The organism is Pseudomonas sp. BS-2016 (genome assembly GCF_001806145.1).
In the GTDB taxonomy this organism is placed as follows: domain Bacteria; phylum Pseudomonadota; class Gammaproteobacteria; order Pseudomonadales; family Pseudomonadaceae; genus Aquipseudomonas; species Aquipseudomonas lundensis.
Genome location: NZ_MLCT01000014.1, coordinates 1 through 26,454 on the forward strand (window position 1 = coordinate 1; position 26,454 = coordinate 26,454).

Sequence of the window (26,454 nt, forward strand, 5' to 3'; positions counted from 1 at the left end):
GGGGGGGGGGGAGCCGGCGCGCAGCAAGGGCAGCGCCGTCTCGATGCAATAACTGGTGGCCAATAAGTTGGTGCGTACGACGCGCTCGATCAGGGCGGCATCAAAGTGGTCGACGTCGATGTATTCACAGGTGCCCGCATTGAGAATTACGGTGTCCAGCGCTCCCCAGGTCTGGGCAATGTGCATGCCGATCTCACGCACCTGAGCGCAGTCGGTCAAATCGCCGGGGACAACCAGAACTTGTCCGGGATAGCGCTCAGACAGGGCTGTAAGCGGTTGCGGGTTTCGTGCGCTGACGGCGAGCCTAGCGCCTGTTTCAAGCAGCACCTGAGCCAGATGCGCACCGATACCGCTGCTGGCTCCTGTGAGCCAGATTCTGCGCCCGTCAGTCATGACTCATCTCCAACATGTGCCTGGTAGGAAGATTTTTGAAGGCGCTGAGCGCGCGGTCGCGGCTTTGGCTCAAGTTCACGATAGGAGCAGGGTAGTTGACTGCGCCGAACAGGCCGCCCACTGAGGCCGGGTTATGCACCTGTTTTTTATTCAAATCAGCCAATTCGGGGAGCCAGTGTTTGATGAAGGTGCCTTCGGGATCGAAGCGCTCAGACTGACTCAACGGGTTGAAAATTCTGAAGTACGGGACGGAATCGGTACCGGTGGAAGAACTCCATTGCCAGCCACCGTTGTTGGCAGCCAGATCGCCGTCAATCAAGTGCTGCATGAAAAAGCGTTCGCCTTCACGCCAGTCAATCAGCAGGTTTTTGGTCAGAAACATTGCCACCACCATGCGCAGACGGTTGTGCATCCAGCCGGTTTCCAGCAGTTGGCGTATGGCGGCATCAATAATCGGGAAGCCGGTGCGGCCCTGTTTCCAGGCCGCCAACTCCTGAGGGGCCTCTCGCCACGGCAGAAATTCGGTCTCGGGGCGGAAGGCGCGATGCCGTGAGACGCGGGGGTAACCGACCAGAATGTGTTTATAAAACTCGCGCCACAGCAACTCGGTGATCCAGGTGGACGCGCCGGGGCTACCGCTTTCGAACTCGCCGTTGTTGCTCATGAGTGCTGCGTGCAGGCATTGACGCGGGGAAATTACGCCCGCTGCCAGGTAGGCGGAAAGCTGGCTGGTCCCCGGCTTGGCCGGCAGGTCGCGCTCATCCTTGTAATAGTGGATGTGTTCATCAGCGAAGCGCGCCAGGCGTGTTTGGGCTTCTTGCTCTCCGGCGGGCCACAGCGCACGGAGCGCGTCATCGGGCGTGGCAAACCCGTCGACTGCAGCAGGCACCGGGTCGCTTTGGATATTCAAGGGCGCTTGAACCGCAGGGGCGGCGAGTGTCTGCGGCAGGGCCATGTGCAAACGGTTGTAACAGACTCGGCGGAATTGGCTGAACACCTGAAAGTACGAGCCCGACTGGGTGAGGACGCTGCCCGGTTGAAACAGCAGTTGGTCGAGGTAGCTGTGGAAGGCGATGCCGTGGGCTTCGAGGGTTTGAGCCACCGCCGTATCGCGGCGGGTTTCATTGATGCCGTATTCCTGATTGGTGTGCAACGCTTGAATGCCTTGCTCTTGGCACAGCGTGAGGAGCACTGAAGGGACGTCTTCCCACGTGGCGGCGGTGCGAATCAAAAGAGGAATATTGAGCTGGCGCAAACGCTCGCTCAAGGTATGCACGTTGCGCAACCAGAAGTCGACTTTGCAGGCCGCGTCATCGTGCATCAGCCATTGTTGCGGGCTGATCACATAGACCGCCAGTGTGGGGCCACGCTCTGCGGCGGCGCTCAGGGCGGTGTTGTCCATGTGACGCAGGTCGCTTCGTAGCCAAAAAAGTTGCATGTCAGTTCCTTGAGCCCATTGCAGAGCGTTACAAAAGCCCGAGTTGGTTGAGACGTAGATGCGCTTCGACGGGGTCGTTGGCCAGGCACAGCCCTGCGATCTCGGTTGTGCTAACGGACAACACGTCGTAATGAATGCGTACCGCCGGACCGGCAATCAACGTCGGGCACTCGATGCCGTTGAGTAATTTGTTCAATGCCTGGGTGTTAATGGTCTTGCTGGAGTACAGCACCACCGCACGCGGCTCCAGCCGCTCAACCGCCAGGCCCAGCTCGCCCACCGGCAAAGGCGCATCGAACATTTCAACCGGGCAATGACTGCTGCTGATCAGCAAGGCGGTGAGCCACAGCTGGGGTTCGAAGGGCAGGTCCGAGTGGTTAACCAGCAGCACCGGCTCGCCTTTGAGCGAACGGTTGTTGTGATAAATGCGCGCGCCCAGCTTGCTGCGCAGCCAGGTGTGAAAGAACACCCGCTCCAGTTGGGCGCCGAACTGCCCTTGCCAGCGCTGTTCCAGTTCATCGAGCAGCGGCATCAACAGTCGCTCGCACAAGGGGCGTGTGGGGTAGAGCGACATGACTTGGTTGAAGCAATCATCGAGGCGGCGCTCGGCCAATTCACTGATGGCTTCAATCAGGGTATGACGCCAAACCTGCCAGTCGCTGCCGGGTGCTTCGTCAGACGGACCGGGAGCATCAAGCAATGGCTTGATTTGGCTGACAGCCACGCCGCGGTTGAGCCACAGCACAATCTGCTGGATCCGCTGAATATGCTCTGTGGAAAACAGCCGATGCCCCTTGGCGGTGCGATGGGGGACGATCAATCCGTAGCGACGCTCCCAGGCGCGCAAGGTCACTGCGTTGACCCCCGTAATACGCGAAACATCACGTATGGGCAGCCAACCTTGTGCCAGTGCCTGGCTGTAGTCCGTATCAGGTGTGTTGGACATAATCAGGTCGTCGTTCATGGTCAGATGGCATTGCGCAGGCTGAGGTTTTCCGGGTGCGGCTGCAGGTACACCTGACGCGAGATGTAGGGGTCCGGGTGCTGACGGAAGTGGTGCTTGAGCAGGGTCAGCGGCACCACTAACGGCACGATGCCCTGCAAGTATTGGCCAATGATCTGCTGGATCTCTTGCTTGTCGGCACTGCTGATGGATTGTTTGAGGTAGCCGCTCAGGTGTTGCAGCACATTGGTGTGCGTGCGGCGGGTGGCACATCGTTTGAGGGCTTTCATCAGCTCGCTGAAGTACTGCGGTGCAATAGCGCGCGGGTCTTGTTTGCCAAGGCTGCCCAGTAAATTGCCCAGGGTTTTGTACTGGACCGGATGGTTTGCCATCAGTTGATATTTATACCGGGCATGGAACTCAGTCAGGCTGCGCCGTGTGATGCCTTGTTTGAGCAGCGCTTGCCAGTCCCGGTAGGCGTAGACCCGGGTCATGAAGTTCTCGCGCAATACCGGGTCATTTAAACGACCGTCTTCTTCCACCGGCAGGTTGGGGTGCGCGTCACAGAAGGCGCGGGCGTATATGCCGCGGCCACTGAGTTCGGCCGGGCGGCCACCGTCCTGATAGACCTTGACCCGCTCCAGCCCGCAGGACGGGGACTTCTGCATAAAAATGTAGCCACAGATGTCGGTGTGTTCGGCCGCCATGTCCACCCCGTAGTCATGCAGGGGGCCGGTGACGTCCAGCGCGCTGTCGACACTGCCGACGGCCAGGGGCTGTTGCGGGTTGCCAATCAGACGGATGGGTTGACGGGGAATGCCAAGACCGATGGCGACCTCGGGGCACAGCGGCACAAATTCGAAATGTTCACTCAGGGCCTGGCTGCATAGGCGCGACTCTTTATGGCCGCCGTTAAAGCGAACTTCAGCTCCCAGCAGGCAGGCGCTGATGGCGATTTTCGGTTTGTCATGAGCTGAGACGGCGCTGGCCATGTGATGAACCTCCAAGAATTACTTGTACATCTTTTGTTTGATGTACAACTTAAGGTCATCATAGGCTTGATCTTGTACAAGTCAAATAGCTTGTACAGGTATTGGGTGTTTATGGGGGTATCGCATCCCGAGTAGGCTGCCCACGCCAAGGCCGTGTAGGCAGACGCCGCACGAGGCGGCGTCCGGGGAGCGTGTCCTGCGGGGCGTTATTCCAAATGCTCAAGCAACTTGCGGGCGGCGTCCTGGCCGCTGAGCCAGGCACCTTCGACCCGGCCAGACAAACACCAGTCGCCGCAGGCATATAAGCCCAGGTCTGAGTCTGCCAAAGCGCCCCATTCATGGGCCGTGGCGGGTCGTGCATAGAGCCAGCGGTGGGCCAGCGTAAAAATCGGGGCCGGTGTGGGGAAGTGCATCAGCTCGGCAAAGGCGCCGTGCAGTTGCTCAATGACCGCTTCTTTGGGCAGGTCGAGGTTTTGTCGGCTCCAGGCGCTGGTGGCATGCAGCACCCAGGTGTCGGGCTGGTTGTCACGGCCCGGTTTGCTGCTGTTGCGTGCCAGCCAGTCCAGCGGGCTGTCTTGTACAAAACAGCCATCCATTTTGGTCGCCAGAGGGGTTTCAAAGGCCAGCGCCAAGGCCCACGTGGGGTCCATCTTCACGCTGGCCACCATGCTGGCCAATTTAGGGGCCACGGCCAGTAACGCCGTGGCCTGTGGCGCGGGAGTCGCGATGATCACATGGCTGAAGGGGCCATGATCCTGACCGTCTGCGTCTTGCAGGTGCCAGTGTGCCTCACCCTTGATCAGGTCGGTGATCCGGCAGGAAAAGGTCACGTGGGATTTGCCCAGCAGGCCGCGGGTGATCGCACTCATGCGCGGGCTGCCTACCCAGCGCGTTTGCTCGTCGGGGGAGGGAGTCAGCTGGCCATGTTTGTGGTTGTATAGATGCGGTTCCCATTCACTGGCCCAGCCTTTGGCTTGCCAGCGTTGCACTTCTTCGACGAAACGTCGATCGCGGGCAGTGAAGTACTGCGCGCCCATGTCCAGGTTGCCTGCTTCACTGCGTTTGCTGGACATACGGCCACCGCTGCCCCTGCTTTTATCGAACAGGTGCACCGTATGACCTGCTGTTTGAAGGGCGTGCGCTGCTGAAAGACCGGCAATGCCGGTGCCGATGATTGCGATGGGTACAGTCATAGTGGCCTCGATTCCTGTTTGCACAGACTACGCCGACGGTAATACCTGTACAAATCTATTTATTGGTATAAGTTTTAGCGTGCTCGCTGGGTCCATCTGGCCTATTCTTATACACAGCCGACGGCGCGACGAATTGGGGCTTTCTCTAAAAATAGACCAGTGCTTGCGATAAAACTTCCTGCGAGGTTGAACAGATGCACATATTGCTGACAGGCGGTACAGGCTTGATAGGGCGCCAGCTTTGTCGTCACTGGTTGGCCCAAGGTCATCGTTTGACGGTGTGGAGCAGACGCCCCGCGCAGGTGAGTGAACTCTGTGGAACAGGCGTCAGGGGCATCGCCACGCTCGAAGAGCTGGGGCAGGACCCCGTGGATGCCGTGATCAATTTGGCGGGGGCACCGATTGCGGATCGGCCCTGGACGCGCAAGCGCAAGATGTTGCTTTGGAGCAGTCGGATCACCCTGACCGAAACCCTGCTGGCATGGCTCGAAAGCCGCGAGCAGAAGCCTTCAGTGCTGGTCTCGGGGTCGGCAGTGGGGTGGTATGGGGATGGCGGTGAGCGCGAGTTGACCGAAGACGCCGCGCCGGTCAGTGAAGATTTTGCCAGTCACCTGTGCATCGCCTGGGAAGAGACCGCGCTGCGTGCGCAGGCATTGGGGATACGTGTGGTGTTGGTGCGCACCGGGCTGGTGTTGTCAGCCGAGGGCGGCTTTTTGTCACGCCTGTTGCTGCCCTTCAAGCTGGCGCTCGGCGGGCCGATAGGCAATGGTCGGCAATGGATGCCCTGGATTCATATCCAGGACCAAATCGCCCTGATTGATTTTCTTGTGCATGAGAATGCGGCAACCGGTCCTTATAATGCCTGCGCCCCGCACCCGGTGCGTAACGCCGAGTTCGCCAAAACCCTTGGCCGCGTGCTGCATCGCCCGGCCGTGATGCCCATGCCCGCGTTTGTATTGCGCGTATTGCTGGGCGAAATGTCGCAGTTGTTATTGGGCGGGCAGCGGGCGACCCCCGCACGCTTGCTCGAAGCCGGTTTCACTTTTCAGTTCACCGATTTGCGAGCGGCACTCGATGATGTGTCCGCCCGCCTCTGAAATAGGATGTTGCATGACCGACCACGCGCTGTTGCTGGTAAACCTGGGTTCACCGGCGTCTACGTCGGTAGCGGATGTTCGCAGCTACTTGAACCAGTTTTTGATGGACCCGTACGTGATCGACTTGCCATGGCCGGTTCGACGCTTGCTGGTGTCGCTGATCCTGATCAAACGCCCCGAGCAGTCGGCGCATGCCTACGCGTCAATCTGGTGGGATGAAGGTTCACCGTTGGTGGTGCTCAGCCGTCGTTTGCAGCAGGCCATGACCCGCGAGTGGAAGCAGGGGCCGGTGGAATTGGCGATGCGCTATGGCGAGCCGTCCATTGAAACCGTGCTGACCCGGCTGGCCGCTCAGGGCATCAAGAAGGTCACCCTTGCGCCGCTCTACCCGCAATTTGCGGACAGCACCGTGACCACGGTGATTGAAGAAGCCAAGCGGGTGGTCAAGGCTAAAAAGCTGCCGATTCAGTTCTCAATCCTGCAGCCGTTTTATGACCAGCCCGAGTATCTGGAAGCGATGGTGGCCAGTGCCAAACCGCATCTGGCGCAGGAATACGACCACCTGCTGCTGAGCTTCCACGGTTTGCCCGAGCGGCACCTGCACAAGCTCGACCCGACCGGTAATCACTGTTTCAAAAATGAAGACTGCTGCCAAAACGCGTCCCCTGCGGTGATGGCTACCTGCTATCGCGCGCAATGCCTGCGTACCGCTGAGTTGTTTGCGCAGCGAATGGGCTTGCCGGATGGTAAGTGGTCGGTGGCTTTTCAGTCCCGTTTGGGGCGCGCGAAGTGGATCGAACCCTATACCGAAGCGCGACTGGATGCGCTGGCCAAAGAGGGCGTGAAGAAAATTCTGGTGATGTGCCCAGCCTTTGTCGCCGACTGCATCGAGACGCTGGAAGAGATTGGCGATCGCGGTCGCGAGCAGTTTATCGAGGCGGGGGGCGAGGAGTTGGTGCTGGTGCCGTGCCTCAACGACAACCCTGAATGGGCGGCTGCGTTGAATACGTTATGCGAAAGGGCGCCGCTGGCGCTGTGAAATAAAAAACCCTCTCCCGAGGGGAGAGGGTTGCAGGTGACGCAGGCCGGTTTAGATAATCGGCTCGTCACCTTTTTTCTTTTTCCAACTGTCGTTACCCGGCAGGAGCAGGTTCAGCGCTATCGCCACAATGGCGCACAGCGCGATGCCCTTGAGACCGAAGTCTTCAGGGCCCATCCCGGTGCCGATAAGCACACCGCCAATACCGAACACCAACGTGACCGAAACAATCACCAGGTTGCGTGCCTCGCTCAGGTCGACCTGATGACGGATCAGGGTGTTCATCCCCACCGCCGCGATCGAGCCGAACAGCAGGCACAAAATCCCGCCCATGACCGGCACTGGAATGCTTTGCAGCAGTGCGCCGAACTTGCCGATAAATGCCAGGCTGATGGCAAAGATGGCCGCCCAGGTCATGATTTTCGGGTTGTAGTTCTTGGTCAGCATCACGGCGCCTGTCACTTCGGCGTAGGTGGTGTTGGGTGGGCCGCCCAGCAGACCAGCAGCCGTGGTGGCAATACCGTCACCGAACAGGGTGCGGTGCAGGCCGGGCTTTTTCAGGTAGTCGCGACCGGTCACGCTGCCCACGGCAATCACGCCGCCAATGTGCTCAATGGCCGGGGCCAATGCCACCGGGACGATAAACAGAATCGCCTGCCAGTTGAACTCCGGCGCCGTGAACTGCGGCAAGGCAAACCAGGGGGCTGCGGCAATTTTGGCCGTGTCGACCACGCCAAAATAGAAGGCCAGGGCAAACCCCACCAACACACCGGCAATGATCGGAACCAGACGGAAAATCCCTTTACCGAACACCGCCACGATCAGGGTGGTCAGCAAGGCTGGCATCGAGATCATCATGGCGGTCTGGTAGTGGATCAGCTCGGTGCCGTCTTCAGCGCGGCCCATGGCCATGTGCGCGGCAATCGGTGCCATCGCCAGACCGATGGAGATAATCACCGGGCCAATGACCACGGGCGGGAGCAGGCGATCAATGAAACCGGTGCCCTTGAGCTTTACCGCGAAACCGAGAAAGGTGTACACGAAACCGGCTGCCATCACGCCGCCCATGGTCGCCGCCAGGCCGAATTGACCCTTGGCGAGAATGATCGGGGTAATGAAAGCGAAACTCGAAGCCAGAAAGACCGGCACCTGGCGCCGGGTCACGATCTGGAACAGCAGAGTCCCGAGACCCGCCGTGAACAGCGCAACGTTAGGGTCCAGGCCTGTAATCAAAGGCATCAACACCAACGCGCCAAAGGCCACGAAGAGCATCTGCGCGCCAGAGAGGATCTGGCGCCAGAGCGGGTCGTTGAACTCGTCCTGCATGTTATGCGTCCTTTTGCTTGGTGCCGAAGATCTTGTCGCCGGCATCGCCCAAGCCCGGAATGATGTAGCCGTGTTCGTCCAGACGGTTATCGATGGACGCTGTGTAGATGGTGACGTCCGGGTGAGCGGCTTCTACCGCAGCGATCCCTTCGGGGGCGGCAACCAGCACCATGGCGCGGATCTCTTTGCAGCCGGCTTTTTTCAGCAGGTCAATGGTTGCAACCATCGAAGAACCGGTGGCCAGCATCGGGTCGATGATCATCGCCAGACGCTCGTCGATTTCCGGTACGAGTTTTTCCAGATAAGTGTGGGCCTGCAGGGTTTCTTCGTTACGGGCAACGCCGACGGCGCTGACTTTGGCGCCCGGGATCAGGCTCAGCACACCTTCGAGCATGCCGATGCCGGCGCGCAGGATAGGCACGACAGTAATTTTCTTACCGGCGATTTTCTCAACGTGAACAGGGCCGCTCCAGCCTTCAATCTCGTAGGTTTCGAGCGTCAGGTCGCTGGTGGCTTCATAGGTCAGCAACGCGCCGACTTCCTGAGCGAGCTCGCGGAAGTTCTTCGTGCTAATGTCGGCACGGCGCATAAGGCCGAGCTTGTGACGGATCAGCGGATGGCGGATCTCACGGATAGGCATAGGGAAAAGCTCCGGGGCAGGCAAAAAAACCGGCCTAGATTAATCTAATCCGGGGTGATGTCCTATAGACATAACAGCACGTTAGTCCATAAATGCTTGATCTGAGCCATGCGGATGCGTACCTTTGCCCGCTTTTCTTGAGCAACCCCCCCTGGAGAGCGTCATGTCTGCTGATCTCGAGCATATCCGTCAAGTCATGCGAGAGGCTGACTGCCTGTACACCGAAGCTGAAGTCGAGGCTGCCATTGCCCGTGTTGGCGCGCAAATCACGGCCGACATGGCCGAGATGAATCCAGTGGTTTTTTGTGTGATGAACGGCGGGCTGATTTTTGCCGGCAAGCTGCTCACGCATTTGAAATTTCCGCTTGAGTCGTCTTACCTGCACGCCACGCGCTACCGTAATCAGACCAGCGGCGGCGATCTGTTCTGGAAGGCCAAGCCGGAAGTGTCGTTCATGGACCGCCATGTGCTGATCATCGACGACATTCTGGATGAAGGTCACACCCTGAGCGCCATTGTGGATTTCTGCAATCACGCTGGCGCACGTCAGGTGCACACGGCGGTGTTGATCGACAAAGAGCACGACCGCAAGGCAAGTGCTGGCCTCAAGGCCACTTACGAAGGCCTGCCGTGCATCGACCGCTACGTATTCGGTTATGGCATGGACTACAAAGGCTACTGGCGTAACGCCGCCGGCATTTATGCCGTTAAAGGTTTGTAAACAAGGACGTTGAAACCATGACTACCCCCAGCTTTCTCGATCAGACACTGTTTAACGAACTGGCCGAGAAGGCTGCCGGTAACCCTCGTGGTCGCCAGCACCACAACCTGCATCAGATGCAGGAACCTTGTCATCGCATGGTGGTGGGCCTGCAACCCGCCACGTACATCCCGCCCCACTGTCACCTGAGCAGCGACAAGGCTGAAACCCTGTTGGTGCTCAGGGGCAAGCTGGGGGTGCTGATTTTTGACCGCAACGGTCAGTTGCTCGAAACGCGCGTGTTGATGGCCGGGGGCGAAAGCCTCGGCGTAGACCTGCCGCCGGGAGTATTTCATGGCCTTGTGGTGCTTGAGCCTGACAGCGTGATGTTCGAGTGCAAAGCCGGACCCTACCGGCCTGTCGGGGATGGCGAACTGGCACCTTGGGCGCCTCGCGAAGGTGAGCCTGAAGTGGCCCAGTACCAGGCCTGGATGCGCGCGCAGTTCGATTAATCCGGGCAATAATGGCTTTTCAATATTAGGTGTTGCTCCTGTCCCTGGCATAAGATTCGCGGTCTGACGATTGCAATCGGAATTGCTTGGCATGCTGGCTATCTTCCTTCAGACCCTGACCATCACTGCGCCCGTGTTTGCCATGCTGTTTGTGGGGGTAGTGCTCAAGCGTGTCGGCTGGATCAATGACAGCTTCATCCATACCGCGTCGGCTCTGGTGTTTAACGTCACCATGCCGGCGTTGTTGTTTCTGGGCATTGTGCACGCGGACCTTAATGCCGCCTTGCAGCCTAAAGTCTTGGGCTACTTCACGGTGGCGACCCTGGTGAGCTTCGCGTTGGCCTGGGGCTGGTCGATCTGGCGGTGCCCACGCGAAGACCGTGGCATCTACACGCAGGGCGCCTTTCGCGGCAATAACGCGGTGATCGGGCTGGCGCTGGCCGCCAGTATGTACGGCGCCTACGGCATCTCGTTGGGGGCTGTGCTCGCGGCGCTGGTGATCCTGCTGTACAACACGTTGTCGACCATCGTGCTGGCCGTGTACAGCCCGGTGATCAAATCCGACCCGTGGAGCATCTGCAAAAGCGTGTTTCGCAACCCGCTGATTATCAGTGTGCTGGCAGCCGTGCCGTTTGCTGCATTCAAGATAGTGTTGCCCGGCTGGTTGCAGGCATCCGGGGAATATCTGGCGGCGATGACCTTGCCGTTGGCGCTGATCTGTATCGGCGGCACGTTGTCACTCGCGGCCCTGCGCAAAAGTGGCGATCTGGCCTTCAGCGCCAGCTTGCTGAAGATGATTGGCCTGCCGCTCATCACCACGTGGGGCGCATGGTTGTACGGTTTTCGCGGGCCGGAGCTGGGCACGCTGTTTCTGTATTTCGCCAGCCCGACTGCCGCGGCCAGTTTTGTCATGGCGCGCGCCGCCAATGGCAATCATGAACTCGCGGCTGCCATCATCGTGATCACCACGGTGATGGCGGCGGTCACGACCAATATCGGGATTTTTGTCTTGCAGTGGGGCGGCTGGATTTAAACGTCGTAGCTGTCGATGACTTCCTGCGCTGCCCGAAATGCATCAATGGCCGCCGGAACCCCCGCGTACACCGCGCAATGCAGCAGGGCTTCGCGGATCTCCTCTACGCTGCAGCCGTTGTTCAGCGCGCCGCGCACGTGGCCTTTGAGTTCCTGAGGGCACTTGAGCGCGGTCAGGGTGGCCAGGGTGATCAGGCTGCGGGTCTTGAGGGGCAAGCCCTCTCGGTTCCACACACCGCCCCATGCGTGCTCGTTGACGAAGTCTTGCAACGGCTGCGTGAAGTCAGTGGCGTTGCCCAGGGCGCGGTCCACAAATTCATCGCCCATCACCTGGCGGCGCATTTCAAGTCCGGTCTTTTTATTATTCAAGGGAAGACTCCTCAGTGTTGTCGACGCCATGCGCGCAGGGTACTGAACAGCACATACACCAGCAGCGCCGGCAGGATAAAAAACAGCATCAGGTGTTCGAGTTTTCCGGCCAGCGGCATGCCGGTGGTGAAGGACACGACATGCAGCCCGTAGACGAGATACAACCCCAGAAGCAACACGCCTTCTGCCCGCGTAACGCGGTAGCCGCTGTAGAAAATGGGCAGGCACAAGGCCGCGACCCCGAGCATGACGGGCAAGTCAAAGGCCAGGGCGTTCGGTGAAACGGACAGCGGCGCGGGGGACACCAGTGCGGTGATGCCCAGCACGCCCAGCAGGTTGAAGACGTTGCTGCCGATCACGTTGCCCACGGCAATTTCACGTTGCCCGCGAAAGGCGGCAATCAGCGAGGTGGCCAGCTCCGGCAGCGACGTGCACACGGCAACGATGGTCAGGCCGATGATGCGCTCCGACAGCCCGAGCTGCGTCGCGACATCAACCGCCGCGCCTAGCAATAGCCGACCGGCAAGCCCGAGCAGGAGCAGGGCGCAGAGCATCATCAGCACATTGCGCAGCCAGGAATGCTGGGGTTGGTCGTGACTGACATGATGATGGCTGCCATGGCGCGACTGGCGCAGCAACAGGCCCAGGTAGCCTGTCAGGCCGCACAGCAAGATTACGCCGTCCAGCCGGTCGAGTTCCGTGTTGAGGGCCAGGGCGAGCACCAGTGCGCTGGCAATCACCATCAGCGGGATGTCCAGGCGTACCAGCTGGCGAGAGACGCGCAACGGGATAATCAGTGCGGAAAGCCCCAGGGTGACCAGCACGTTGAAGATGTTGCTGCCGATCACGCTGCCGACGGCAATGTCCGGGGTGTCATTGAAGGCGGCTTGCAGGCTGACGGTCATTTGCGGGGCGCTGCTGCCCAGTGCGACCACGGTCAGGCCGATCAGCAACGGGCGGACTTTGAGCGTGGCTGCCATGCTGACGGCGCAGCGCACCAGCAGTTCTGCACCGGCGACCAGCAGGCCGAGACCGCAGAGCAATTGCAGCAGGTTCCATGTCGATAACGCGTTCAAGCCCAAATCGCAGCCACTCCCTGATTAATCGCTCAAGCCCTGGATTCGGACATTGGCGGTGCCGCTGCGCAGCATACCCAACTGCCGGGCGGCCTGGCGCGAAAGATCAATCAATCGGCCACGGGTGTGAGGGCCGCGATCATTGATGCGCACCACAACCGATTTGTTATTGCTCAGATTGGTGACCAGAACGCGACTGCCGAACGCCAGTTGGCGATGGGCGGCGCTGAGGGCGTGCTGATCGAAAGGTTCGCCGCTGGCAGTACGTTTGCCATGGTGGCGGGCGCCGTAATAAGAGGCAACGCCGGTTTTGTCATAGCCGCGCGGGTCTATGTCGTGACTGGCACAACCCGCGAGCAGGCTCAGCAGGGCGCAGGCGCCGAGTAGCTGCTTCATGGGGGAGAATCCTCGTAAGCGTGTTAACCGGTGTAGCCGCTGACGAGGTGCCAGGCTGCGACAAGGCCGGGTGAGGCCTTCCCGATAAAGGGGGCTGCTTCGCAACCCCTCGCAGCCTGAGGCCTCGTCCGTGACCACAGGTATCGTGTGTAGCCGGTGCGTCAGCCTTCGAGCTTGCTCTTGAGCAGTTCGTTGACTTGTTGCGGGTTGGCTTTGCCTTTGGAGGCTTTCATGGCCTGGCCGACAAAGAAGCCGAACATTTTGCCGCGCTTGGCTTCGTCTGCGGCACGGTATTGCTCAACTTGCTCGGCGTTGGCTGCCAGCACTTCATCCAGCACTTTTTCAATCGCGCCGCTGTCGGTCACTTGCTTGAGGCCGCGTTTTTCGATGACCTCGTCTGCGCTGCCTTCGCCGTTGGCCATGGCTTCAAGCACCACTTTGGCGATCTTGCCGGAGATGGTGTTGTCCTTGATGCGCTGCAACATGCCGCCCAGTTGTTCGGCCGTAACCGGCGACTGGTCGATGTCCAGGCCTTGTTTGTTGAGCAGGCTGCCCAGCTCGACCATGACCCAGTTGGCGGCCAGTTTGGCGTCACCGCTGATGCTCACCACTTTTTCGAAGTAGTCCGCTTGCTCACGGCTGGAAGCCAAGACGCTGGCGTCATAGGCCGACAGGCCGAACTGCGACTGGAAACGCTCGCGCTTTTGCGGCGGCAGTTCCGGCAGGGTGGCGCGTACGTCTTCGATGAACGAGTCTTCGATGACGACCGGCAGCAAGTCCGGGTCCGGGAAGTAACGGTAGTCGTTGGCTTCCTCTTTGCTGCGCATGGCGCGGGTCTCGTCTTTGTTCGGGTCGTACAGGCGGGTTTGCTGAACCACCTTGCCGCCGTCTTCGATCAGTTCGATCTGGCGTTGTACTTCGCTGTTGATCGCCTTTTCGATAAAGCGGAACGAGTTGACGTTCTTGATCTCGCAGCGGGTGCCGAACTCGGCCTGACCCACCGGGCGAATCGACACGTTGCAGTCGCAACGCAACGAGCCTTCGGCCATGTTGCCATCGCAGATGCCCAGGTAGCGCACCAGGGCGTGCATGGCCTTGACGTAAGCGACTGCTTCTTTGGCGCTGCGCATGTCCGGCTCGGAAACGATTTCCAGCAGCGGGGTGCCAGCGCGGTTCAGGTCGATACCGGTCGAGCCGCTGAAGTCTTCGTGCAGGCTCTTGCCGGCATCTTCTTCAAGGTGCGCACGGGTAATGCCCACCCGTTTGACCGTGCCGTCTTCCAGTGTGATGTCCAAATGACCCTTGCCGACGATCGGCAATTCCATCTGGCTGATCTGGTAGCCCTTGGGCAGGTCCGGGTAGAAATAGTTTTTACGGGCGAAGACGTTGTGCTGACCGATCTCAGCGTCCACCGCCAGGCCAAACATCACGGCCATGCGCACGGCTTCTTCGTTGAGCACCGGCAATACGCCCGGCATGCCCAGGTCAACCAGGCTGGCCTGGGTGTTCGGCTCCGAGCCAAAAGTGGTGGCGCTACCGGAGAAAATCTTCGATTGGGTGGCGAGCTGGGAGTGAATTTCCAGCCCGATCACAACTTCCCATTGCATATGTTTCTCCTCAGAAGCCGGCAGGTGAGCGCGTGTGCCAGTCAGTGTTCAACTGGTACTGGTGAGCGACGTTGAGCAGGCGACCTTCCTGGAAATAAGGTGCCAGCAACTGCACGCCCACTGGCAAACCGTCGACAAAACCGGCTGGCATCGACAGGCCCGGCAGGCCCGCGAGGTTGGCGGTGATGGTGTAGACGTCTTCCAGGTAGGCCGAGACCGGGTCGCTGTTTTTAGCGCCGATTTTCCAGGCCGGGTTAGGCGTGGTTGGGCCGAGGATGATGTCGACTTCATTAAAGGCAGCCATGAAGTCGTTTTTGATCAGGCGGCGGATTTTTTGCGCTTGCAGGTAGTACGCATCGTAGTAACCGGCCGACAGCGCATAGGCGCCCACCAGAATCCGGCGCTGCACTTCAGGGCCGAAGCCTTCTGCGCGCGAGCGCTTGTACAGGTCGGTGAGGTCTTTCGGGTCTTCGCAGCGATGGCCGAAGCGCACGCCATCAAAACGCGACAGGTTGGAAGACGCTTCTGCCGGCGCGATCACGTAGTACGCAGGGATCGCGTGCTGCATGTTGGGCAGGCTGATGGGCTTGATCACGGCGCCGAGTTTTTCGAGTTCTTTGATGCTGGTGTGCACCAGCTCCGCGATGCGCGGGTCGAGGCCCTCGCTGAAGAACTCTTTCGGTACGCCAATGCGCAGGCCTTGCAGCGAAGTGTTCAGGTTGGCGCTGAAGTCCGGCACGGGCTCATCGATGCTGGTGGAATCTTGCGGGTCGAAACCGGCCATGCCTTGCAGCAGGATGGCGCAGTCTTCAGCCGTGCGCGCCAACGGGCCGCCTTGGTCGAGGCTGGAGGCGTAGGCAATCATGCCCCAGCGCGAGACGCGACCGTAGGTCGGTTTCAGGCCGGTGAGGTTGGTCAACGCGGCGGGCTGACGGATCGAACCGCCAGTGTCGGTGCCGGTAGCGGCTGGCAACAGGCGGGCGGCTACTGCGGCGGCCGACCCTCCGGACGAACCGCCGGGCACGTGCTCGAGGTTCCACGGGTTTTTGACGGCGCCGTAGTAGCTCGATTCGTTGGCCGAGCCCATCGCGAACTCGTCCATGTTGGTCTTGCCCAGGCTCACCGCGCCGGCAGCGGCCAGCTTGGACACTACCGTGGCGTCGTACGGGGCCTTGAAGTTGTCGAGCATCTTCGAGCCGCAGCTGGTGCGCACGCCGAGGGTGCAGAACAAGTCCTTGTGACCGATTGGCGCACCCAGCAGGGCGCCGGTTTCACCGTTGGCGCGACGTGCGTCGGCGGCCTTGGCCTGCTCCAGGGCGAGGTCTTCGGTGAGGGTAATGAAGCTGTTGAGCTGCGGGTCCAGTTGGGCGATTCGCGCCAGCAGGGTTTTGGTCAGCTCTTCAGACGAAAACTTTTTATCGGCGAGTCCGCGGGCGATCTCGGCCAGAGTCATTTGATGCATGCAGGCTCTTCCTTTTACTCGATGACCTTGGGAACCAGATAGAGGCCGTTTTCGACCGCTGGCGCGATGGACTGGTAAGCCTCGCGATGATTGGTTTCAGTCACGACGTCTGCACGCAGGCGCTGGCTGGCTTCCAGGGGGTGGGCCAGCGGCTCGATACCGGTGGTGTCGACAGCCTGCATCTGGTCAATCAGCCCCAAAATGCTGTTAAGGGCTTCGGTGGTGCGTGGCAGATCGGCATCATTCAGACCCAGGCGGGCCAAATGAGCGATTTTTTCCACGTCGGAGCGTTCAAGCGCCATGGGATTCTCCAGTGGAAAACAAGACGGATGCTATCCGTGTGTTAGATTGTCGGAACACTACCGCATTTCTACGGTCATATGGCCGCGATTGTGGGGGCTGGTGCTCGGAAAAGCGGCCAATTTAACATATTGGCGCCTTGCCCAAAATCCCTGTCGTTGTTAGAGTTTGCCGCACTTTTTTACCCACGCGTTGCCTAGGGTCCCTTTCCCATGTTCAAGAAACTGCGTGGCATGTTTTCCAGCGATCTTTCCATCGACCTGGGCACTGCCAACACCCTTATTTACGTGCGCGAGCGCGGTATTGTCCTGAATGAGCCATCGGTTGTGGCTATTCGGACACACGGTAACCAGAAAAGTGTCGTTGCCGTCGGCACCGAGGCCAAGCGCATGCTGGGCCGTACACCGGGCAACATTGCAGCCATTCGTCCGATGAAGGACGGCGTGATCGCTGACTTCAGCGTGTGCGAAAAAATGCTGCAGTACTTTATCAACAAGGTTCACGAGAACAGCTTCCTGCAGCCAAGCCCTCGGGTTCTGATTTGCGTGCCGTGCAAATCGACTCAGGTTGAGCGTCGCGCCATTCGTGAGTCGGCACTGGGTGCCGGCGCCCGTGAAGTCTTCCTGATTGAAGAACCGATGGCCGCTGCCATCGGCGCCGGCTTGCCGGTTGAGGAAGCCCGCGGCTCGATGGTGGTCGATATCGGTGGCGGTACCACTGAAATCGCGCTGATCTCCCTGAACGGTGTGGTTTACGCCGAATCCGTACGGGTTGGCGGCGACCGTTTCGACGAAGCGATCATCACCTATGTGCGCCGTAACTACGGCAGCCTGATCGGTGAATCGACCGCCGAGCGCATCAAGCAGGAAATCGGCACGGCCTATCCGGGCGGTGAAGTGCGTGAAGTAGACGTGCGCGGCCGTAACCTGGCTGAAGGCGTTCCACGTGCCTTCACACTGAACTCCAATGAAGTGCTTGAAGCCCTGCAAGAGTCGCTGGCGACCATCGTTCAGGCGGTTAAAAGCGCGCTGGAACAATCCCCGCCAGAGCTGGCGTCGGACATCGCTGAGCGTGGTCTGGTGCTGACCGGTGGTGGCGCATTGTTGCGTGACCTCGACAAGTTGCTGGCCCAGGAAACCGGTTTGCCGGTCATCGTTGCCGAAGACCCGCTGACCTGCGTTGCGCGTGGTGGTGGCCGTGCGCTGGAAATGATGGATAAGCACACCATGGATCTGCTCTCCAGCGAATAATATCGGTGGTTGCAGTTCGAGGGTTATCACCAAAAGGTAGCACTTTGCTGTGCTGCCTTTTGGCGTTTATCTTTTGTCAATCTTCATCCAGGCCGCTTGAAGCCGTATGAATACATTGAATCCTTGCCCCGGAGGAGCGGCTTATTAAACCGCTCTTTTCCAAAGGCCCCTCTTTGGGCGTGCGCCTGTTGGTGCTGGTCGTGCTATCGGTCGCGCTGATGGTGGTCGATGCCCGTTTCACGTTGCTCAAGCCGGTGCGCAGTCAAATGTCGCTGGTGCTGATGCAGACCTACTGGATTACCGATCTGCCGCAACGTCTGTTCCAGGGCGTCGCCAGTCAGTTTGGTAGCCGGACGGAGCTGGTCGCCGAGAACGAGAAGCTCAAGACTGAAAACCTTCTGCTGCAAGGGCGCATGCAAAAACTCGCCGCCCTGACCGAGCAAAACGTTCGCCTGCGCGAGTTGCTTAACTCCTCTGCGCTGGTCAACGAAAAGGTTGAAGTGGCCGAGCTGATCGGCATGGACCCCAATCCGTTTACTCATCGCATCATCATCAACAAGGGTGAGCGCGACGGCGTGGTGCTCGGTCAACCGGTGCTCGATGCCCGCGGGCTGATGGGGCAAGTGGTCGAGTTGATGCCCTACACCTCGCGGGTTTTGCTGCTGACCGACACCACCCACAGCATTCCGGTACAGGTCAACCGCAACGGGCTACGTGCAATTGCCAGTGGCACGGGCAACCCCGAACGCCTGGAATTGCGCCATGTGGCCGACACGGCGGATATCAAAGAGGGCGACCTGCTGGTCAGCTCGGGTCTGGGGCAACGCTTCCCGGCGGGCTATCCGGTCGCAACGGTCAAGGAAGTGATTCACGACTCGGGCCAGCCATTCGCTATTGTGCGGGCCGTGCCGACAGCCGCTCTGAACCGCAGCCGTTACTTGCTGTTGGTCTTCAGCGACAGCCGCACCCCTGAAGAGCGCGCCAACGACGCGGCTCAAGCCCAGGAAGCCGAAAACAACGGCGAGCCGCAGCCCATTATTCCGGCGACTGTGCCCAAGCCCGTGCCTGCATCCGTGCCCGCCGTGGCCCCGGCGCCCGCTGTCACCACGCCAGCAACGCCTGCGCCCGCCGCCGGAGCGGTCAAAAAACCTGCGCCCGTTGCAACACCCGCCGCAGCCAAGCCGCCAGCCGCTGCGCCGGCCACCACCCGGGAGAGGCAATAATGGCGGGTATTCGTTCACGTAATGGCTGGATCATCTGGCTGACGTTTGCCATTGGCGTCTTGCTCAGCGTTTCGCCAATGCCGCAGTTCATGGAAGTGTTCCGTCCGCTGTGGCTGGCGTTGTTGCTGGCTTTCTGGGCGCTGTACATGCCGCACAAGGTGGGCATGGTCACCGCGTGGTGCCTGGGCCTGGTTGAAGATGTGGTTTACGGCACGCTGCTGGGGCAGAACGCCTTGATCCTGACCCTGATCACCTTCCTCGTGCTGTCCCTGCAACAGCGCCTGCGCATGTTCCCGATGTGGCAGCAAAGCCTGGTGTTGCTGGTCATCTTTGGCCTGGCCCAGTTGGCGCAATTGTGGCTCAGCGCCTTGACCGGGAACCGTCAGCCAACCCTGGCGCTGGTGCTGCCTGCACTGGTCAGCGCCTTGTTGTGGCCTTGGGTCAGCTACGGGCTGCGCGGGCTGGTTCGACGTTTCAAAATCAATTGATGGAAGCGTGAGCCATTTCCTGGTTTGCGCATACTGACAGGGAGATGTCTCGATGACTTCGCTTTATCTGGCCTCAGGCTCACCCCGCCGACGCGAGTTACTGACTCAAATCGGCGTGCCCTTCAGCACCGTCAGTGCTGCCATCGACGAAACCCCTTTGGTCAATGAGGCCGCCACGGCGTATGTCGAGCGGCTGGCGCGCGAAAAAGCGCGTGCAGGTTATAAGCACGTCACGGCGTCGCCTCCGGGCGATGATTTTTGCGTGTTGGGCGCTGACACTGCCGTGGTGCTGGACGGACAGATTCTTGGCAAACCCGTCGACGAAGCCGATGCCTTGGCTATGCTCATGGCGTTATCTGGCCGCGAGCATGAAGTCTTGACCGCCATTGCCCTGATTGATGCAACCCGCTGCGAAACCCGTGTGGTGCGCAGCGCGGTGCGTTTCAGAAACATCAGCACACAAGAAGCTGCGCGTTACTGGGCCAGCGGCGAACCGCTGGATAAAGCCGGTGGCTACGCGATTCAGGGGCTGGGCGCGGTATTTGTGTCCGGGCTTGAGGGCAGCTATTCCGCTGTCGTGGGCTTGCCCGTGTGCGAAACCGCAGAACTGCTGGGACATTTCGGCATACCCTGTTGGCAAACCCTTTCCGTGCGCTAACTATTGCACCCATGAAACGTGGCACTACTGTGATGACGCCTGAACGAGACCCAGCCATGAGTGAAGAGATCCTGATCAACATCACGCCGATGGAATCGCGCGTGGCGGTGGTAGAAAACGGTGTTTTGCAAGAGGTGCATGTCGAGCGCACCCAGCGCCGAGGCATTGTCGGCAACATTTATAAAGGCAAGGTCGTTCGTGTATTGCCCGGCATGCAAGCGGCATTCGTGGACATCGGCCTGGACCGTGCGGCATTCATCCATGCCTCCGAAATCTCCCTGCGTGAAGGTCAGGCGGTCGAAAGCATCAGCTCGCTGGTTCATGAAGGCCAAAGCCTGGTGGTGCAGGTCACCAAAGACCCGATCGGCTCCAAAGGCGCACGGTTGACGACCCAATTGTCGATTCCTTCGCGTTATCTGGTGTACATGCCGCGCACGGCCCATGTCGGCATTTCCCTGAAGATCGAAGACGAAGCCGAACGGGACCGCCTCAAACAGGTGGTCAGTGATTGCGTGGCGCAGGAAGGTATCAAGGAAGCGGGCGGATTCATCCTGCGGACAGCGGCCGAAGGCGCTGGCGCGGATGAAATCCTGATGGACATTCGCTACTTGCGTCGCCTGTGGGACCAAATCGGTGCCCAGATCAAAACCGTCGGCGCTCCGACGGTCATTTATGAAGACCTGGGCCTGGCCCTGCGTACCCTGCGCGACCTGGTCAGCCCGAAGATTGAAAAAATCCGCATCGACTCCCGCGAAACCTTCCAGAAAACCACGCAGTTCGTGGCTGAGCTGATGCCAGAAATTGCGGACCGTCTGGAGCATTACCCCGGCGAACGGCCGATCTTTGATTTGTACGGCGTTGAAAGCGAAATCCAGAAAGCCCTCGACCGCAAAGTGCCACTCAAGTCGGGCGGCTATCTGGTGGTGGACCCGGCTGAAGCCATGACCACCATTGACGTCAACACCGGCGCGTTCGTGGGGCATCGCAATCTTGAAGAAACCATCTTCAAGACCAACCTCGAAGCGGCAACGGCCATTGCGCGTCAACTGCGTCTGCGCAACCTGGGCGGGATCATCATCATCGACTTCATCGACATGGAAGACGAAGAGCACCAGCGGCAGGTGCTGCGCACGCTCGAAAAGCAACTCGAACGCGATCACGCCAAAACCAACATCATCGGCATTACCGAGTTGGGGTTGGTGCAAATGACCCGCAAGCGGACCCGTGAGAGCCTCGAACAGGTGCTCTGTGAACCCTGCGTGTGCTGCCAAGGGCGGGGCAAGTTGAAAACCCCGGAAACCATCTGCTACGAAATATTCCGTGAAATCCTGCGCGAAGCCCGTGCGTATCAAGCCGAGGGGTATCGCGTGCTGGCCAGTCAGCGCGTGGTTGACCGGTTGCTGGATGAAGAATCGGGCAATGTGGCGGAGCTGGAAGGGTTTATCGGGCGTACGATCCGCTTTCAAGTGGAAACCATGTACTCCCAGGAACAATACGACGTGGTGCTGCTCTGAAGTTGCACGGGATGTCCGGATTTAAAAAGGGGGCTGCATTCAGCCCCTTCGATCATTACTGAAGGGGCCACCTGACATGGAGCGTCTGACACGCTTTTTTGCCGCGCTGACCCGCTGGGGATTAAGTCTTTGTGCGTTATTGCTGGTGCTGACGGCGCTCTACGTCAGCCTCGGGCGAGAACTCACGCCCCTGATTGCCGAATACCGCGCCGACGTGCAAACCAAGGCCCGCGATGCCTTGGGCATGCCATTGACCATCGGCAGCCTCGAAGGGCGCTGGCGCGGCATGGCGCCGGTGCTGCTGGCACATGACGTGATGGTGGGCGAAGGTCGCAGCGCCTTGCGCCTGGATGAAGTGCAAGTGGTGCCTGATGTCTGGGGCAGCGTGCTGGCCCGCGAAGTACGTATCGCCCACGTGCAGCTCAATGGCTTGCAACTGAGTGCGCGCCAGGACAAGGACGGGCACTGGACCCTCGAAGGTTTGCCAGTCCAGGACGACAAGCCTCTGGACCCCGAGCAGTTACTCAATCAGCTGCAAAAGGTTGCGCGTCTCTCCGTGCTCGACAGCCAGTTGACTCTGGAACCGTATAAAGAAGCGCCGATGACCCTGACGTATGTCGGCCTGACCCTCGACGTGGGGTCTTCCGATCAACGCCTGGATGCGCGGTTGACCTTACCCGATGGCCAGCCGGTTGCGCTGAGTGTCAAAAGCCAGATTCGCGCCAGCCAGTGGCGTGACGGCGCGGCGCAAGCGTATGTCAGCCTGCCGCAAAGTAATTGGGCCAAATGGCTGCCGTCCAGCATGACCCAAGGCTGGACCCTCAAGACACTCAAGGCCGGTGGTGAGTTCTGGTTCAATTGGGGCAACGGTACGGTGCAAAGCGCCACCGCCCGACTTAACGCCCCCACGTTCACCGGTGCCTACGCAGACCGCAAGCCAGCCACTATCGACAACCTGGCCTTGCATGCCTGGCTGGAACGCGGCGAGCAGGGTTACAACCTGGTGCTGGATTCCCTGGCCATGAGCCTGGGCGATACGCGCTGGGAAACCCGCGCGCAAGTGCAGCAGTTCAAGGGCACAGACACAGCGCAGGAGCGCTGGCACCTGCAAGCCGATCATGTGAACCTGAGCCCGATCACCCCCTTGCTGGACGCGCTGGCGCCGTGGCCGGAGGGCGTGGCCAAAGTGGTCGATCAACTCAAGGCGACTGGCACGCTGCGCAATGTGCTGGCTGATTTTCGCCCTCACGTGAGCGGCGATCAAAAGCTCAGTTTCGCGGCCAATCTGCAGCAAGTCGGTTTCAACGCTACCCACGGTGCACCTGCGGCGCGCAATGTCAGCGGCCTGATCAGCGGCGACCTGGGCAAGGGCGAGCTGCGGCTGGACAGCAAGGATTTCATGCTGCACCTGGACCCGATCTTCGCCAAACCCTGGCAGTACCAGCAGGCCAACGCCTTGCTGACCTGGACCCTGAGCAAAGACACCTTCACCCTCATCGCGCCCTACATCAAGGTGCTGGGCGAAGAGGGCAAGATCGCTGCCGACTTCCTGATCCGCATTCATCTGGACCATTCGCAGGAAGACTACATGGACCTGCGCGTCGGGCTGACCGACGGCGACGGCCGTTTCACCCCTAAATACCTGCCTGAAGTCTTGAGCCCGGCCCTGACTGAATGGCTCAGCACCGCCATCATCAAGGGTGATGTGGAGGAGGGCTTCTTCCAGTACCAGGGCTCGTTAAGCCATGATGCAGTCGCGGCCGCGCGCACCCTCAGCCTGTTTTTCAAGGTGCATGGCGCCGAGTTGGCCTTCCAGCCGGGCTGGCCCCATGTACGGAATGTATCGGGTGACGTCTTCATCGAGGACAGCGGCGTGCGGATCATGGCCAGCAAAGGCCAGTTGCTCGACACCGAGGTGCGTGATGTCGCAGTCAATATTCCCCACGTTCCCAGCGGCAAGGTCAGCCACTTGCTGTTGCAAGGGGACTTTGCAGGCGGTTTGGGCGACGGCCTGAAAATCCTTCAAGAAGCCCCCATCGGCACCGCTGACACCTTTGCCGGTTGGCAGGGTGATGGCCCGCTCACCGGGCGGGTCGACTTGGATATACCGCTTGAGCACAGCGTCGAACCGAACATCGTGGTGGATTTCAAAACCGACAAGGCGCGGCTCAAAATCAGCGAACCGGAGCTTGAACTGACGCAGCTCAAGGGTGATTTCCGCTTTGACAGTGCCAAAGGCCTGAGCGGCAAAGGCATCACCGCCCGCGCATTCGACCGGCCGGTCAACGCGCAGATTTTTGCCGACGGCAAACCGGGCCGCATCAGCACTCGCGTGGTTGCCAATGGCCAAATCGCCGTAAAAACCCTGACCAACTGGCTGAAGTTCAACCAGCCGATTCCGGTTTCCGGCAACCTGCCCTATCAATTGCAACTGACGCTCGACGGCGCGGACAGCCAGTTGCGTGTCAATTCCAGCCTCAAAGGCGCGGCGATTGATTTGCCCGCACCGTTTGGCCTGGCAACCAATGAAAGCCGTGACAGCGTATTTCGCATGACCCTGCAGGGGGCCGAGAAGCGGTACTGGTTTGACTACGGCAACCTGGCGAGCCTGACGTTCGCCGCGCCGGACGGCAAGCTTGAGGCAGGCCGCGGCGAGTTGTACCTCGGCGCCGGAGCGGCCTCGTTGCCGACCAGCAAGGGCTTGCGTGTTCGCGGCGTACTCTCGGAACTGGACGTGGCGCCGTGGCAGGCAGTGGTGGAGCGTTATGCGGGCAAGGATGTGGGGGGCAGCGCACAGCAATTGCTCAGCAGTGCGGATTTCAAAATTGGCAAACTGATTGCCATGGGCACCCAGCTCGACCAGGTCCGCTTGCAGATGAACCGCTACCCGGCGTCGTGGGGGATGAAAATCGACAGCAAACAGGCAGTCGGCTCGGTCACGCTGCCTGATGCGAAACATGCCCCGATTGCCATCACCATGCAGATCGTTCGGCTGCCGGCGACCGACCCTAAAGCTGTGGCTGATGAGAATGCCCCTGACCCTTTGGCATCGGTTGACCCGCGTAAAATTCCGGCGATGGACATCATCATTCGCCAGCTCTACCAAGGCCCAGACCTGATCGGCGCCTGGTCGCTCAATGTGCGGCCCACCAATCGTGGCGTGTTGCTCAACAACCTCAACCTGGGGCTCAAAGGCCTGCTGCTTGAAGGTTCGGGCGGCTGGGAGGGTTTTGCTGGCGCCAGCAACAGTTGGTACAAGGGCCGCCTGGGCGGGCGGAATCTGGCGGACGTGCTGAAAAACTGGGGCTTCGCACCGAGCGTCACCAGTGACAACTTCCGACTGGACGTTGATGGCAACTGGCCAGGTTCACCGGCGTGGATTGGCCTCAAGCGCTTCAGCGGCACACTGGACGCGTCCTTGAACAAAGGCCAGTTTGTGGAGGTCGATGGCAGCGCGCAGGTGCTGCGCATTTTTGGGCTGCTGAACTTCAACTCCATCGGTCGACGCTTGCGCCTGGACTTCTCCGACCTGTTCGGCAAAGGATTGAGTTACGACCGCGTCAAAGGTCTGCTGCAAGCCAATCGCGGGGTGTACCGCGCGAACAAGCCCATCACCATGACCGGCCCTTCAAGCAACCTTGAGCTGAGCGGCACGCTGAACATGGTGACCGACCAAGTGGATGCGAATTTGCTGGTGACCTTGCCCGTGACCAATAACTTGCCGATCGCGGCTTTGCTGGTGGGCGCCCCGGCCGTCGGCGGTGCGTTGTTCCTGATCAACAAGTTGATCGGTGATCAGGTGTCGCGCTTTGCGAGTGTGCAATACAGCATCAAAGGGCCATGGCAGGATCCGAAGATCACCTTCGACAAGCCATTCGAGAAGAAGTAAGCGCGACCGAGGAGCAGGGCATGTCGTTAGCAGTGATTCAAATGGTCAGTCAAAGCGATGTGCTGGCCAACTTGGCTCAAGCCCGGCGTTTACTTGAAGACGCGGCAGCCGGTGGCGCACAACTGGTCGTGCTGCCGGAGAACTTCGCGGCCATGGGGCGCCGGGACATGGCCGCCGTGGGGCGAGCCGAGGCGTTGGGCGAAGGTCCAATCCTGCCCTGGTTGAAACAGACCGCTTGCGACCTCAAGTTATGGGTGGTGGCGGGCACGTTGCCATTGCCGCCTGCCGGTCAGCCCGATGCCAAATCCCGTGCCTGTTCGTTGTTGATCAACGCAGACGGTGAACAGGTGGCGCGCTACGACAAGCTGCACTTGTTTGACGTAGACGTGTCTGACAATCGTGGCCGGTACCGTGAGTCTGACGACTATGCTCAAGGTGAGCAGGTGGTCGTGGCAGACACGCCGGTCGGCAAGTTGGGGATGACGGTGTGTTATGACCTGCGCTTCCCCGAGCTGTACAGCGAGCTGCGTGCAGCCGGTGCCGAACTGATCAGCGCGCCGTCGGCTTTTACCGCTGTGACCGGAGCGGCGCATTGGGACATCCTGATCCGTGCCCGGGCCATTGAAACTCAATGTTACGTGTTGGCGGCGGCACAAGGTGGCGTACATCCGGGGCCACGTGAGACTTTCGGCCACGCGGCCATCATTGACCCCTGGGGCCGAGTGCTGGCTGAGCAGGCGCAAGGTGAGGGCGTATTGTTCGCCCCACGCGATGCAGCAGAACAAGCGGCCATCAGGGCACGCATGCCGGTGGTCAGCCACCGACGATTTTTTTCGCAGGGCGCACAGCGACCTGCCACGCAAGGCTAATTCAGGCCCATGGGTTCGGCACTCAAAGATGCTGAAGCACGGGCCAAG

The 26,454-nt window shown here is 60.0% G+C and carries 25 protein-coding genes; 12 read left to right on the plus strand and 13 right to left on the minus strand.

The window, feature by feature from the left end; all coding sequences use genetic code 11:
- From BKD70_RS05195 to BKD70_RS05215, 5 genes are all read right to left on the minus strand, one after another.
- On the minus strand, positions 1-393 hold a 393-nt coding region (locus BKD70_RS05195; protein WP_047299345.1), incomplete at its 3' end, for an SDR family oxidoreductase.
- Positions 386-1,831, minus strand: a complete 1,446-nt coding sequence (gene phrB, locus BKD70_RS05200; RefSeq protein ID WP_047273332.1) for a deoxyribodipyrimidine photo-lyase — start codon at positions 1,829-1,831, stop codon at positions 386-388. The genes phrB and BKD70_RS05195, both read right to left, overlap by 8 nt.
- 28 nt (positions 1,832-1,859) lie before the next feature.
- Positions 1,860-2,795 (minus strand): MerR family transcriptional regulator, encoded by a 936-nt coding sequence (locus BKD70_RS05205; protein ID WP_047273333.1) that lies wholly within the window; start codon positions 2,793-2,795, stop codon positions 1,860-1,862.
- 2 nt (positions 2,796-2,797) lie between these two features.
- A complete protein-coding gene (locus tag BKD70_RS05210; protein WP_047273334.1) occupies positions 2,798-3,766 on the minus strand; it encodes a DUF523 and DUF1722 domain-containing protein in 969 nt (322 codons plus the stop codon).
- A gap of 206 nt (positions 3,767-3,972) precedes the next feature.
- Entirely contained in the window at positions 3,973-4,959 is a 987-nt protein-coding gene (locus BKD70_RS05215; RefSeq protein ID WP_047273335.1) for an NAD(P)/FAD-dependent oxidoreductase, read from the minus strand.
- 194 nt (positions 4,960-5,153) lie between these two features.
- Between BKD70_RS05215 and BKD70_RS05220 the strand changes: the two genes are divergently transcribed.
- Both BKD70_RS05220 and hemH read left to right on the plus strand, forming a co-directional pair.
- Entirely contained in the window at positions 5,154-6,056 is a 903-nt protein-coding gene (locus tag BKD70_RS05220; RefSeq protein WP_047273336.1) for a TIGR01777 family oxidoreductase, read from the plus strand.
- A 13-nt stretch (positions 6,057-6,069) separates the two neighbouring features.
- Positions 6,070-7,095, plus strand: a complete 1,026-nt coding sequence (gene hemH / locus BKD70_RS05225) for a ferrochelatase (RefSeq protein WP_047273337.1) — start codon at positions 6,070-6,072, stop codon at positions 7,093-7,095.
- A 51-nt stretch (positions 7,096-7,146) separates the two neighbouring features.
- Here hemH and BKD70_RS05230 read toward each other — a convergent pair whose 3' ends face one another.
- Entirely contained in the window at positions 7,147-8,421 is a 1,275-nt protein-coding gene (locus tag BKD70_RS05230) for a uracil-xanthine permease family protein (RefSeq protein ID WP_047273338.1), read from the minus strand.
- Position 8,422: 1 nt separating this feature from the next.
- Positions 8,423-9,061 carry a uracil phosphoribosyltransferase gene (gene upp, locus BKD70_RS05235; RefSeq protein ID WP_047273339.1) on the minus strand — a complete coding sequence of 213 codons (639 nt, stop codon included), beginning with the start codon at positions 9,059-9,061 and terminating at the stop codon, positions 8,423-8,425.
- 163 nt (positions 9,062-9,224) lie between these two features.
- Between upp and BKD70_RS05240 the strand changes: the two genes are divergently transcribed.
- From BKD70_RS05240 to BKD70_RS05250, 3 genes are all read left to right on the plus strand, one after another.
- Positions 9,225-9,782, plus strand: coding sequence for a hypoxanthine-guanine phosphoribosyltransferase (locus BKD70_RS05240; RefSeq protein ID WP_047273340.1), 558 nt, complete (start codon positions 9,225-9,227; stop codon positions 9,780-9,782).
- A gap of 17 nt (positions 9,783-9,799) precedes the next feature.
- Positions 9,800-10,273: a WbuC family cupin fold metalloprotein gene (locus BKD70_RS05245; RefSeq protein WP_047273341.1), complete on the plus strand. Its 474-nt coding sequence runs from the start codon at positions 9,800-9,802 to the stop codon at positions 10,271-10,273.
- Between the two features lie 91 nt (positions 10,274-10,364).
- On the plus strand, positions 10,365-11,306 hold the full coding sequence (locus tag BKD70_RS05250) for an AEC family transporter (RefSeq protein ID WP_047273342.1): 942 nt from the start codon (positions 10,365-10,367) through the stop codon (positions 11,304-11,306).
- Here the strand turns inward: BKD70_RS05250 and BKD70_RS05255 are convergent.
- From BKD70_RS05255 to gatC, 6 genes are all read right to left on the minus strand, one after another.
- Positions 11,303-11,647: a carboxymuconolactone decarboxylase family protein gene (locus BKD70_RS05255; protein ID WP_047280034.1), complete on the minus strand. Its 345-nt coding sequence runs from the start codon at positions 11,645-11,647 to the stop codon at positions 11,303-11,305. The genes BKD70_RS05250 and BKD70_RS05255 overlap by 4 nt on opposite strands.
- Positions 11,648-11,685: 38 nt before the next feature.
- Positions 11,686-12,726, minus strand: a complete 1,041-nt coding sequence (locus tag BKD70_RS05260; RefSeq protein WP_047273458.1) for a calcium/sodium antiporter — start codon at positions 12,724-12,726, stop codon at positions 11,686-11,688.
- Between the two features lie 48 nt (positions 12,727-12,774).
- Entirely contained in the window at positions 12,775-13,146 is a 372-nt protein-coding gene (locus BKD70_RS05265) for a septal ring lytic transglycosylase RlpA family protein (protein ID WP_047273344.1), read from the minus strand.
- 161 nt (positions 13,147-13,307) lie between these two features.
- Positions 13,308-14,753: an Asp-tRNA(Asn)/Glu-tRNA(Gln) amidotransferase subunit GatB gene (gene gatB, locus BKD70_RS05270; RefSeq protein WP_047273345.1), complete on the minus strand. Its 1,446-nt coding sequence runs from the start codon at positions 14,751-14,753 to the stop codon at positions 13,308-13,310.
- Between the two features lie 10 nt (positions 14,754-14,763).
- On the minus strand, positions 14,764-16,215 hold the full coding sequence (gene gatA, locus BKD70_RS05275) for an Asp-tRNA(Asn)/Glu-tRNA(Gln) amidotransferase subunit GatA (protein ID WP_047273346.1): 1,452 nt from the start codon (positions 16,213-16,215) through the stop codon (positions 14,764-14,766).
- Between the two features lie 14 nt (positions 16,216-16,229).
- Entirely contained in the window at positions 16,230-16,517 is a 288-nt protein-coding gene (gatC, locus tag BKD70_RS05280; RefSeq protein ID WP_047273347.1) for an Asp-tRNA(Asn)/Glu-tRNA(Gln) amidotransferase subunit GatC, read from the minus strand.
- 210 nt (positions 16,518-16,727) lie between these two features.
- Here gatC and mreB point away from each other — a divergent pair, with 210 nt between their 5' ends.
- The 7 genes from mreB to BKD70_RS05315 all read left to right on the plus strand — a co-directional run bounded on the left by mreB (position 16,728) and on the right by BKD70_RS05315 (position 26,406).
- A complete protein-coding gene (gene mreB / locus BKD70_RS05285) occupies positions 16,728-17,765 on the plus strand; it encodes a rod shape-determining protein MreB (RefSeq protein WP_002555108.1) in 1,038 nt (345 codons plus the stop codon).
- Between the two features lie 143 nt (positions 17,766-17,908).
- Positions 17,909-18,988: a rod shape-determining protein MreC gene (mreC, locus tag BKD70_RS05290; protein ID WP_080960167.1), complete on the plus strand. Its 1,080-nt coding sequence runs from the start codon at positions 17,909-17,911 to the stop codon at positions 18,986-18,988.
- Positions 18,988-19,476 carry a rod shape-determining protein MreD gene (mreD, locus tag BKD70_RS05295; RefSeq protein ID WP_047273349.1) on the plus strand — a complete coding sequence of 163 codons (489 nt, stop codon included), beginning with the start codon at positions 18,988-18,990 and terminating at the stop codon, positions 19,474-19,476. Before mreC ends, mreD begins: the two co-directional genes overlap by 1 nt.
- A gap of 52 nt (positions 19,477-19,528) precedes the next feature.
- Positions 19,529-20,134 (plus strand): nucleoside triphosphate pyrophosphatase, encoded by a 606-nt coding sequence (locus BKD70_RS05300; protein WP_047273350.1) that lies wholly within the window; start codon positions 19,529-19,531, stop codon positions 20,132-20,134.
- Positions 20,135-20,190: 56 nt separating this feature from the next.
- On the plus strand, positions 20,191-21,648 hold the full coding sequence (gene rng, locus BKD70_RS05305; protein WP_047273351.1) for a ribonuclease G: 1,458 nt from the start codon (positions 20,191-20,193) through the stop codon (positions 21,646-21,648).
- 76 nt (positions 21,649-21,724) lie between these two features.
- A complete protein-coding gene (locus BKD70_RS05310) occupies positions 21,725-25,537 on the plus strand; it encodes a YhdP family protein (RefSeq protein ID WP_047273352.1) in 3,813 nt (1,270 codons plus the stop codon).
- A gap of 20 nt (positions 25,538-25,557) precedes the next feature.
- Positions 25,558-26,406, plus strand: coding sequence for a carbon-nitrogen hydrolase family protein (locus BKD70_RS05315; protein WP_047273353.1), 849 nt, complete (start codon positions 25,558-25,560; stop codon positions 26,404-26,406).
- Positions 26,407-26,454 lie beyond the last annotated feature (48 nt).

Bases quoted from the DNA above. Each gene is read 5' to 3' on its own strand.
- phrB (WP_047273332.1), bottom strand. From the start codon at position 1,831: ATGCAACTTTTTTGGCTACGAAGCGACCTGCGTCACATGGACAACACC.
- BKD70_RS05205 (WP_047273333.1), bottom strand. From the start codon at position 2,795: ATGAACGACGACCTGATTATGTCCAACACACCTGATACGGACTACAGC.
- BKD70_RS05210 (WP_047273334.1), bottom strand. From the start codon at position 3,766: ATGGCCAGCGCCGTCTCAGCTCATGACAAACCGAAAATCGCCATCAGC.
- BKD70_RS05215 (WP_047273335.1), bottom strand. From the start codon at position 4,959: ATGACTGTACCCATCGCAATCATCGGCACCGGCATTGCCGGTCTTTCA.
- BKD70_RS05220 (WP_047273336.1), top strand. From the start codon at position 5,154: ATGCACATATTGCTGACAGGCGGTACAGGCTTGATAGGGCGCCAGCTT.
- hemH (WP_047273337.1), top strand. From the start codon at position 6,070: ATGACCGACCACGCGCTGTTGCTGGTAAACCTGGGTTCACCGGCGTCT.
- BKD70_RS05230 (WP_047273338.1), bottom strand. From the start codon at position 8,421: ATGCAGGACGAGTTCAACGACCCGCTCTGGCGCCAGATCCTCTCTGGC.
- upp (WP_047273339.1), bottom strand. From the start codon at position 9,061: ATGCCTATCCGTGAGATCCGCCATCCGCTGATCCGTCACAAGCTCGGC.
- BKD70_RS05240 (WP_047273340.1), top strand. From the start codon at position 9,225: ATGTCTGCTGATCTCGAGCATATCCGTCAAGTCATGCGAGAGGCTGAC.
- BKD70_RS05245 (WP_047273341.1), top strand. From the start codon at position 9,800: ATGACTACCCCCAGCTTTCTCGATCAGACACTGTTTAACGAACTGGCC.
- BKD70_RS05250 (WP_047273342.1), top strand. From the start codon at position 10,365: ATGCTGGCTATCTTCCTTCAGACCCTGACCATCACTGCGCCCGTGTTT.
- BKD70_RS05255 (WP_047280034.1), bottom strand. From the start codon at position 11,647: ATGCGCCGCCAGGTGATGGGCGATGAATTTGTGGACCGCGCCCTGGGC.
- BKD70_RS05265 (WP_047273344.1), bottom strand. From the start codon at position 13,146: ATGAAGCAGCTACTCGGCGCCTGCGCCCTGCTGAGCCTGCTCGCGGGT.
- gatB (WP_047273345.1), bottom strand. From the start codon at position 14,753: ATGCAATGGGAAGTTGTGATCGGGCTGGAAATTCACTCCCAGCTCGCC.
- gatA (WP_047273346.1), bottom strand. From the start codon at position 16,215: ATGCATCAAATGACTCTGGCCGAGATCGCCCGCGGACTCGCCGATAAA.
- gatC (WP_047273347.1), bottom strand. From the start codon at position 16,517: ATGGCGCTTGAACGCTCCGACGTGGAAAAAATCGCTCATTTGGCCCGC.
- mreB (WP_002555108.1), top strand. From the start codon at position 16,728: ATGTTCAAGAAACTGCGTGGCATGTTTTCCAGCGATCTTTCCATCGAC.
- mreD (WP_047273349.1), top strand. From the start codon at position 18,988: ATGGCGGGTATTCGTTCACGTAATGGCTGGATCATCTGGCTGACGTTT.
- BKD70_RS05300 (WP_047273350.1), top strand. From the start codon at position 19,529: ATGACTTCGCTTTATCTGGCCTCAGGCTCACCCCGCCGACGCGAGTTA.
- rng (WP_047273351.1), top strand. From the start codon at position 20,191: ATGAGTGAAGAGATCCTGATCAACATCACGCCGATGGAATCGCGCGTG.
- BKD70_RS05310 (WP_047273352.1), top strand. From the start codon at position 21,725: ATGGAGCGTCTGACACGCTTTTTTGCCGCGCTGACCCGCTGGGGATTA.
- BKD70_RS05315 (WP_047273353.1), top strand. From the start codon at position 25,558: ATGTCGTTAGCAGTGATTCAAATGGTCAGTCAAAGCGATGTGCTGGCC.